The organism is Anaerorhabdus sp., assembly GCF_036657415.1.
In the GTDB taxonomy this organism is placed as follows: domain Bacteria; phylum Bacillota_I; class Bacilli_A; order Erysipelotrichales; family Erysipelotrichaceae; genus Anaerorhabdus.
This window is the reverse complement of record NZ_JAVXGL010000070.1, coordinates 1-10139: the sequence shown is the minus strand read 5'-3', so window position 1 is coordinate 10139 and position 10139 is coordinate 1. Positions and strand designations below refer to the sequence as shown.

Sequence of the window (10139 nt, the reverse complement as noted above, 5' to 3'; positions counted from 1 at the left end):
CATTTCTTAAAAGACGAGGAATGAATTTCGTTTTAATGAATTCAAAACCAGGTCCCCCTCCATATCCTTTCAAATATGAAGCTCTACCCATATCGCCAGAAATAAGAATTTGTTTTATATAGCCATGATCCTTTAAACTTTTTAACATTGCGACACGCATTGAATCGGGATAATATTTCACTTTACCAGGTCCATCAAATTGAATAAAAATACCTCTTTGTGCAAGTGATAATAAATATTCTTCATCAAGGTTTCGATCTAAATGACCTACACAAATATGATTCATTGGTATTTCATGTTCTTCAAAAATATCCAGAATCTCATGTGCCATTGTTCCTGCCTCTGTGTGACACCATAGAGGAACACCCGTCTTTTTATGTGTAATTGCACAAGCATGTGTTACTTTTATTTCAAGTGGATGCACTACATTATAAGAACCACCTGTTTTGATTTGTCCAGCACGAATGCTTGTACCATCAATACCCACTTCAATGTCACGAATCATATATTCTGCAATTTCTTCGGTTGTTCTTTCGGCTACCCATTGTGGATAATACATATTTTTATTGAACCCTGTTGTCGCAATTACATTTACGCCAGTAACCTCTGCCATTTTTTTAAGAGCTACAGGATTTCTTCCATAATCAATTGTCGATGCTTCCACTAACGTTTCTCCACCCACTGATTTAAATTGTTGTAGTTCATACAATGAGTTATCATAACTTGATAATTCCAAATCACGATCTTTTTGATTTGCTGGTGGAACAGCATAGAGATGCTCATGAACATATGTAAATCCCAAAGAACTTGAATCAATATCACCTAGAACAGTTGTTACTTTTCTCATATTTCTCTCCTTTAAATACCAAATAACATTCCTACTAATCGCATAATCACAACAACGATGATTGCATCAGTTGAAGCAAACCATAGTCCAGTGATTCCATAAACACTTAAATCTACGAAATTATAGAAAAGTACTGGTAAAATACTAAATACAAATCCTAATACTAAACCTGCAATAATAGCTCCACGAATACCACCTAACTTATCTCCTAATACACCAGCGGCACCACCCATAAAGAATAGACCGATAACTGAAGGTAAGACAACTGCTGATAACTGTGTTGAAACTAAAGTTGCAAGTAAACCACCAACCATTGCGAAGACAAACCCAACGGTTGTCGCAACCGGACCAAATGCATAAATAATTGGAACATCTAATCCAGGGATTGCTCCTGGAACTAATTTTTCACTAATTCCTTTAAATGCTGGTACTAATTCACCAAGGAACATACGCACACCTTGTAATAGAATCAATATTCCTGCAACAAAGTTTAATGCTGTCATAACTGAGAACACGATTACATCTTGACCACCAGCATAACTTGCAACAACTTCAGGTCCAGCATATAAGCATGTACCCAAGTAAACAAGAATCATAACAATTGCCATCAAGACTGACATGTCTTTAAGGAATCCTAAACCATTTGGAACTTTAATATCTTCACATGATTTTTCTTTATTTCCGATTAATCCGCCAATCCATCCAGAGAAACAAATTGCACTTGAACCCCAGAATCCTAAAGCTACATCATTGTTACCTGTAATTTTTTTCATAAATGGTTGTGAAATAGCTGGGAAAACAATACAGCTTATCCCTTGAACTGTTGCACCAATTGCAATCGCTGTCCAACCAGTCATACCCATTTGATGTAATACAATTGCCATTGTACCTGCAAATGAGAACATCATATGTCCTGTTAAAAATACATATTTAAATTTTGTGAAACGAGCTAATAAGATATTGATTCCAAATGAGAAAATCATAATCATTGAAGTCTCAAACCCTAATAATGTTTGTACTGCTGCCACTAACGCATTATCTTCAGCCACAAAACCAGAAAGGTTAAATGCTTGAGTGAAGATACCTGAGAAAGGAATTAATGCATTAACAATTAAACTTGATCCTGCTTGTAAAATCAGGAAACCTAATAAAGTTTTTAGTGTACCTGTGATAATATCTGATGCACTTCTTCTTAATAGAATTAACCCCAAACATGCAACAAATGCTAAAATCACTGATGGATTTGATAATAATTTTACTACTACGTCTAACATATTTATCCTCCTTAATTAAAATATTGTTTTATTTTTTCTTCGATATCATTTTTATCTAATAAATTAGAAATTCCTAATACAGGTATGTCATCTGATTTGATTTGCTGCGCAATTTCACTTGAAGCAACAATCAAATCACATGGTTTTCCTTTGTAAGAACCAAGATCACAAGCTTCTCCAGTGATTTTAATATTATATTTCTTACCAATATCCTGAATTGTCATAAATAACATCAAGCTTGTTCCAAATCCCATACCACAAACACTTAGTACTTTTAATTCTTTCATACCTTATCCTCCTTTCCTAAAATTTCTATTAATCCATCAAAGTCATGGATGGTATAGAGTTTCTTTATATTTTCTTCATCCATTAGAAATTTTCCTAATGATTGAAGTAAAGCCATGTGTCCAAATTCGTCATTTCCTGCTAATGCAAATACAAAGTGCACTGGATCATTCTCAGTATGATTAAATCGTATTGGTTGTTGTAATCGACAAAACGATAAACAAGGTTTCATTACATTATCACTTGGTTTGGAATGCGGCATTGCAATGTGTGGCGCAAGTACAATATAAGGACCTAAATTTCGATACGTATCTATCATTTCATCTACATAAGCAGGTTTAATAAGATTGCTTTTAACAAGTAATTCTCCTGCATAGCGAATCGCTTCTTCAGCATTTTGTACATTTACATTTAAATCAACAACATCTCGTGTTAAATAATTACTTAGCATTAACATTCTCCCTTAATAATTTTTATTAACTTTTCAAACTTCTCATTTTTTTCAATACGATTTACAATTTCAGTATTTGATAATCGATTAAATAAATATTGAATAGCACTTCTCGTTTTATTATCATTTTTTGATAATCCCATAAGAATAATTATTTTCACAAAATTATTCTTCCAAAAAACAGGATGTTTAAGTGTAGCAATTGTTATAAAACTTTTACCTTCTACAATCACGTGTGGAAAAGCTACATTTAATACAATTTCAGTTGATGTAAGTTTTTCTCTTTCGAGTAATTGTTTACACTCTTTTTCACTTAAGTATTTTTTATCTTTCAACTGTTTTAATAATGTCTCGAGTAGTATTTTTTTATTTTCTACATCGAGATTCGGATAAAAATTTTCTTTTTCTAGCATGGATAACAATGCATTGCTTCCTTGTATTTTTAATATCTCATCATTGATTATTTCTAAATCCAAATAATTCAAGAATGGACTGATTTTACAAACACCTTCTTTGTCATCAACATAATCTTCAAAAATAAAGTTAATATCATAGCGATGTAAATCATTAGGAATCACATCTGCTTTTACAAGTTGTTCAACACGTATATTTGAACATTTATCATTGATTCTTGATTTCAGTAGAGTTGCGACTGTTTTATTACTTTTATAAATGATTTGAGCATTTAGACTATCTTTCATGTCTTGAATTTCTGAACCATTCGCAAAGTGTAGTGCAATATACCCAATATCTTTATCCCCAATCTCAATATCTAAGACTTGATAAATCCATTTTTTAAATTCAATCGCATAACAATATTCGTTTGTGAAATTTATTTTAATTTGTTCTAATAATTCATTATCACTCTCAGCCATTAATATATAATCTTCAAAACAATTCGCTACATGATAATTTAATGACTCAAGTAACTGTGTATTTGTTACAAAATATGTATTATACTTTGCATCAATATTCTTAAGTGCTTCTTCAATAATTGGTTTCAAGTAACTAAACAATTCATTGTAATCTAAAATTTCAGTGTCTGGTTTTAACAATAAAATTTGAATAAATATGCATTCATCATCACTTAGGTTTATATCGAATACATTCACAATTCGTTGTCTTAAATTTTCAATTTTCTGTGTTGTTGTACGATGATTACGATACAACAAACGTACAATATCTGTGAGAATTAAATCATTCTTATTGCTACAGCGAATTAATGTAACAATCAAGTAAATTAAGTTACTTGATGATCCATACTCAATATCATTTTCTTTTAGTATGTTTTCTAAGTGAATTGTATACATATCCCATTGACTACAAATTTTATGAATATATTCTGGGTGATTCACGAATGACATCGTGATATAATTTCTAATCTTAATTTCATTTCCAACAAGTTTAAAATTCTCTTTTGATTTTTCAATTTGAATTTCTCTATCTTCTAACATTTCATTAATTTGTTGAATAAGTCTTAAAATCGTTGATGTACTATAACTATATACATTGGATAATTCTTGAATACTAACCTTTTTGCGTAATCCTATATAAAGTACCAACTCTAGATTTTGTTCATTAATTGTTAATTCTTGTCGTTGCGTGTTCATATACGAATTAAATTTATTTTCATCTTTGATTTCTAGATAATAACCTTTTGTCTTTGATGCTTGAATAGCAAAACTCTTTTCTTTGCTACTACAAAGAACATTCATATATCGCATTACAGTTCTTACTGAAATCCCTAGTTTTTCGGCTATCTCTTTTGCTGTTACTGCACGTTGAGTTTGTTCTAAAAAACTTAAGATTGAAAACATTTTACTTTCCATGTGCTATCTCCTATTCATATTCTAACAATTTAAAATCATCAATCATTTCAACAAATGACACTTAAGATATGACACCGTCCTTGTTAAAATAAAAAAACTCATTAAAAATCTAATGAGTTTTATTCTTCAAATAAATCAATCATTTCAAAATCTTCATGAACTTTTTCTTCTACATCATCACTTTGATCAAGCATTAAGTCATCACCCTCAGGTTTATCCATAATTCGACATTCTTCAATTTCTTTGACATAATGCCAACCTTTTTGAAGAACAAGTGGGTTTGAGAATGTTGCATCTTTTGCCATAAGTGGAATATCTTTTGCTTGAAGAGTTTGCATTTCAGCATCAATAAACACACAATTGTCATACGGTACTACTGCCTTTGCATAAGTCATTACAAATGGATTTGTTTTCATTTTCTTACAAATCATTTCACCTTTTACAGTACGTGAAGTTTCAAGGATATCATTGATTCTTAAACGTTTCATTGATCCTTTTTCAGTTAATACCATTAAGCTATGATTATCATCTGGTAGTACGCATGCTGTTGCGAATCCATCTTCTTTTCCAAAATTCATTGCTTTAACACCTTGAGATTTTGTATTTGTACTTGGAATTATATCAGAACTATATCGTGTAATAAATCCTGCCTTACTTAAACAAATAATTTCTTGATGAGCATAGCATAGGAATGCTTTTAACATTTCATCATGACTTTTTAATTTCATCGCTGGCATTACTTTATTATTACGTTGTACAACCCATTGATTAATTGGTGTTTTCTTAATATTTCCTGAAGCACTGATTGTCATTACCCATGCATAGCTATCAAAATTCTTAACTACGATCGCATTAATAATTTTATCATCTGCATCAATTTTCATGATGTTGTTTAAATGTGATCCCACATCTTTCCATTTACCTTCATCAATTTGATAAACTGGTAAGAAGCCATAATTACCTTTTGATGTAAATAGAAGTGCAGTATCTAAAGTATCACATTCAATTGCACCAATTAATTCATCACCATCTTTAAGACCTGTTGCTGTTCCTTCTGAAGCACCATATGATCGAAGTGAAACACGTTTTACATAACCATCTCTTGATACAGTAATCATGACGCGTTCATTTTGAATCATACTTGTTTTATCAATAACAATTTCTTCAACTTCATCTTGAATTATTGTACGGCGTTCATCGGCAAAATCTTTTCTGATTTCTTTTAATTCTTTTACAATTGTACTCTTTAATACATTCTTATTTTCAAGAATGGTTTTTGTCATTTCCATTTCATTTACAAGTTGTGCAAATTCTTCACGGAGAGAAAGAATATCTGTAGAACTTAATCGATATAATCGTAAATTTACGATTGCTTCAGCTTGTGTATCCGTGAAACCAAAAGTCTCACATAAACGATTTTTAGAATCACCTTTATCTTTTGATTTACGAATGATATCAATAATTTCATCCATAATAGAGACAGCTTTCATCAATCCTTCTAAGATATGACACCGTGCTTCCATTTTATTTAAATCAAAACGACTTCTACGTATTACAACTTCTTCTCTAAATTTAATAAATGCATCCAATAGTTCAAGTACACCAAGTTGCATTGGTCTTTTATCTACAATCGCAACCATGTTGTAACTATAATAAACTTGTAAATCAGTATTTTTATAAAAGTAGTTAAGCACTAAATTAGCATCGATATCTTTCTTGAGATCAACGACGATTTTTAGTCCTGTTCTATCAGTTTCATCACGGACATCTAGTATTCCATCAATATCTTTTGAAATACGAATATCATCCATCTTTTTAACAATATTTGTCTTGATAACTTCATATGGAATTTCAGTAATTACAATTTGATTAATTGTTTTACCTTCCTCTATTGAAGCTTTACCACGTATAACAATTCGACCTTTACCCGTTCTAAATGCTTCTTCTAGTCCAGTTCGTCCTTGCACAATACCACCGGTAGGAAAATCTGGTCCAGGTAATCGTTCCATGATTTCTTCAAGCGTACAGTTTGGATATTGAATACGATAAATGGTCGCGTCCAATGTTTCTCCCAAATTACAAGGAGGAATATTTGTAGCATAACCTGAGGCAATACCCGTAGCCCCATTCACTAAAAGTGTTGGAATACTTGCAGGTAATACTGTTGGTTCTTCGGTTGTATCATCGAAGTTCGGTGCAAATTCGACTGTTTCCTTATCAATATCCGTTAATAATGTATTTGTAATTTTCGAAAGCCTTGCCTCTGTATAACGCATTGCTGCTGCTGGATCATCATCAATAGATCCATTGTTCCCATGCATATCTACTAGTGGGCAACGAACTTTCCAGCTTTGCGATAAACGTACCATAGCATCATACACTGATGAATCACCATGTGGATGAAAATTACCAATAACTAACCCTACCGTCTTTGCAGACTTACGATGCTGTCTTTCAAAGACATTGCCATCACTATACATTGCATAAAGAATACGACGTTGTACTGGTTTTAAACCATCACGAGCATCAGGTAGTGCACGTTCTTGAATAATATATTTTGAATAACGTCCAAATCGATCACCCATGATTTCCTCAAGAGGCATTGGAAGTGTAATCATCTCTTTTTGTTCAATTTTCTTTTTTGCCATTAGTCTACCACCTTAAATGTATCTTCTAATGTAAATGCTACATTTTCTTCAATCCAATCACGGCGAAGATTTGCCTTGTCTCCCATTAAGACTGAAACTCTACGTTCTGCAATAACACTATCTTCGATTGTCACTTGAATTAATGTGCGGGTTTCAGGGTTCATTGTTGTATCCCAAAGTTGAGTAGCATTCATTTCCCCCAACCCTTTATAACGTTGAATTTCAACTTTTCCCCATTGCTCACGAAGACTATTTAATTCCTCGTCGGCAAAACAATATGCAGTTTCTTTTCCTTTACTTACTTTATATAAAGGTGGAAGCGCTATATAAACCATTCCTTGTTCAACAAGTGGCCGCATATAACGATAGAAGAATGTTAATAACAATACCTGAATATGTGCTCCATCTGTATCCGCATCGGTCATGATAATAACTTTTCCATAGTTACTATCTTTCGCATCAAATGTCGGTCCAACACCAGCATCTAAACAATGAATAATTGTGTTAAGTTCTTCATTTTTTTCAATATCTAACATTGAGCATTTCTCAGTATTTAATACTTTACCACGTAATGGCAATATGGCTTGATACTTAGAGTCTCTACCTTGTTTTGCACTACCTCCGGCTGAATCTCCTTCGACAAGGAATAATTCTTTTTTAGCGCTGTCTTTTGATTGGGCAGGTGAAAGTTTACCTGAAAGTATTTTTTCAGTTTTAGCACCCTTTTTACCTTTACGTGCTTCATCACGTGCTTTACGTGCTGCTTCTCTTGCAAGTGCTGCTTTTTGCATTTTCTTGATCAATGAAGTAGAGAGATCTTTATTTTCTTCAAGGAAATAAGTCATCTTTTCAAAGACTGTTTGTTCCACTGCTGGTTTTGCTTCAGCAGTACCTAGTCTTCCCTTAGTTTGCCCTTCAAATTGTAATAAATTTTCAGGTATCGATACTGAAATAATAGAAGTTAGCCCTTCACGAACGTCATTTCCTTCAAAATTCTTATCTTTTTCTTTAAGGAGACCTATTTTTCTAGCATAATCATTAAAAGCTTTAGTAATTGCTGATTTAAAACCTATTTCATGAGTACCACCATCTGGTGTACGTACTAAATTGACAAAACTATATGTATTTTCTTGATAACTGTCAGTATATTGAAAAGCACAATCAACTTGAATACCTTTAAATTCACCATGAAAACATACTGGATCATGAAGTACATCACGGTCTTCATGTAAATAATTCAAGAATTCCTTAAGACCTTCATCATAATGATAAATCTCTTTTTTATCATTTTTCTGGTCTTCGACAGTCATTGTAATACCATTCAATAAAAAGGCTGTTTCTTGAGCACGTTCACAAACTTGTTTGTAGTGAAATTCAGTTGTAGAGAAAATTTTTGAATCTGGCTTAAAACGAACTTTTGAACCTGTTTTGGTTGATTTACCAATAATTTCAAGTTTACTTACTTTTTTACCACCATTTTCAAAACGCATTTGATACAATTTACCATCTGTCGCTACTGTAACTTCTACCCATTCACTTAAAGCATTCACAACAGAAGCCCCTACACCATGTAGTCCTCCTGATGTTTTATACCCTCCTTCAGCAGAGAATTTCCCTCCCGCATGAAGTACTGTAAAAATAACTTCTAGTGCATTTTTGCCACTTCTGTGAGCCCCAATAGGCATACCACGACCTTCGTCTTCGACACAACAAACTCCCCCTTTTTCAAGGGTTATCTTGATTTTATTACCAAATCCATTTAAAGCTTCATCCACTGCGTTATCCACAATTTCCCAAATTAAATGATGTAATCCTCTACTATCAGTAGAACCGATATACATCCCTGGGCGTTTGCGGACAGCTTCTAAACCTTCTAAGATTTGTATACTATCTGCATCATAAATTTGATTATTCGCCATAACTTCCAACTTAGAATAGAATCTAAGATTTTCCTTTCTATTCTTGTAAAAACTTTACTGATGTATTATACCAAAATTCCACTGAAATTTAAAGGTTGAACTAAGTTAAAGTATGATAAAATAATACAAGGAGATGACTTTATGACATTAATTAATATAAATGTAATATTCGCTATTCTAGCAGCGTATTTATTTGGTTCAATACCTTGGGCACTCGTTGTAGGTAAATTATTCTACAAAACAGATGTTCGTCAGTTTGGTTCAGGAAATCTAGGTGCTAGTAATGCAGGACGTGTTTTAGGAAAATGGGCAGGAGTTAGTGTTACTATTCTAGATGCTTTAAAAGCTTGTTTCGTTGTACTACTTTGTGCTAGTTTTATACCAAGTGCTACAATACTTGCAGGTCTTGCTTGTTGCTTTGGACATTGCTTTCCAATATTCGCAAATTTTAAAGGTGGTAAAGCAGTTGCGACAACATTCGGCTACTTTTTGGGAATTGGTATTGTTACAGGTCATTTATTAACAATATTTGTTTTACCAGTTTGTTCTTTCTTTGTAATATTATACATATGCAAAATGGTCTCTTTGAGTAGTATCATTGCAATTGGTATTGAAACTGTTGCATCTTTCTTTGCTCAACCAGACTTAGTCATATCATTATCGTTTGTGGCTTTATTCTTATTTGTAACTTATCGCCATAAATCAAATCTTCAACGAATTAAAGATGGCGAAGAAAAGAAAATCACTTGGATGTAACTACCAAGTGATTTTTTATATACATCTAGTCTTGAACATATAATTACTACATTATCAAGAAAATTGATTTGTGCTACAAATCATTCAAAGAACCTTTATAAGATCCCCAAACTCCTTTCTCGTAGAGTTT

General features: G+C 32.5%; 8 protein-coding genes. 1 reads left to right on the top strand and 7 read right to left on the bottom strand.

Going from position 1 to position 10139, the window contains the following annotated elements; genetic code table 11:
• The 7 genes from RSB60_RS09135 to parE all read right to left on the bottom strand — a co-directional run.
• Positions 1-847: phosphotriesterase family protein (locus RSB60_RS09135; protein ID WP_332615889.1), on the bottom strand; the 847-nt coding region annotated here is incomplete at its 3' end.
• 11 nt (positions 848-858) lie between these two features.
• Entirely contained in the window at positions 859-2121 is a 1263-nt protein-coding gene (locus tag RSB60_RS09130) for a PTS ascorbate transporter subunit IIC (RefSeq protein WP_323382718.1), read from the bottom strand.
• An 11-nt stretch (positions 2122-2132) separates the two neighbouring features.
• Positions 2133-2408, bottom strand: a complete 276-nt coding sequence (locus RSB60_RS09125) for a PTS sugar transporter subunit IIB (RefSeq protein ID WP_332475000.1) — start codon at positions 2406-2408, stop codon at positions 2133-2135.
• Positions 2405-2857 carry a PTS sugar transporter subunit IIA gene (locus RSB60_RS09120; RefSeq protein ID WP_332615887.1) on the bottom strand — a complete coding sequence of 151 codons (453 nt, stop codon included), beginning with the start codon at positions 2855-2857 and terminating at the stop codon, positions 2405-2407. Before RSB60_RS09120 ends, RSB60_RS09125 begins: the two co-directional genes overlap by 4 nt.
• A complete protein-coding gene (locus tag RSB60_RS09115; RefSeq protein WP_332615884.1) occupies positions 2857-4686 on the bottom strand; it encodes a BglG family transcription antiterminator in 1830 nt (609 codons plus the stop codon). The genes RSB60_RS09120 and RSB60_RS09115 overlap by 1 nt, the downstream gene beginning before the upstream one ends.
• Before the next feature lie 119 nt (positions 4687-4805).
• The gene (gene parC / locus RSB60_RS09110) at positions 4806-7334 is read right to left on the bottom strand and encodes a DNA topoisomerase IV subunit A (RefSeq protein ID WP_332615881.1); all 2529 of its coding nucleotides are present in this window, start codon (positions 7332-7334) and stop codon (positions 4806-4808) included.
• Entirely contained in the window at positions 7334-9253 is a 1920-nt protein-coding gene (gene parE, locus RSB60_RS09105; RefSeq protein ID WP_323382723.1) for a DNA topoisomerase IV subunit B, read from the bottom strand. The genes parC and parE overlap by 1 nt, the downstream gene beginning before the upstream one ends.
• A gap of 141 nt (positions 9254-9394) precedes the next feature.
• On the opposite strand from parE, the gene plsY reads away from it, so the two are divergent.
• Positions 9395-10009, top strand: coding sequence for a glycerol-3-phosphate 1-O-acyltransferase PlsY (gene plsY / locus RSB60_RS09100; RefSeq protein ID WP_323382724.1), 615 nt, complete (start codon positions 9395-9397; stop codon positions 10007-10009).
• Positions 10010-10139: the final 130 nt, after the last annotated feature.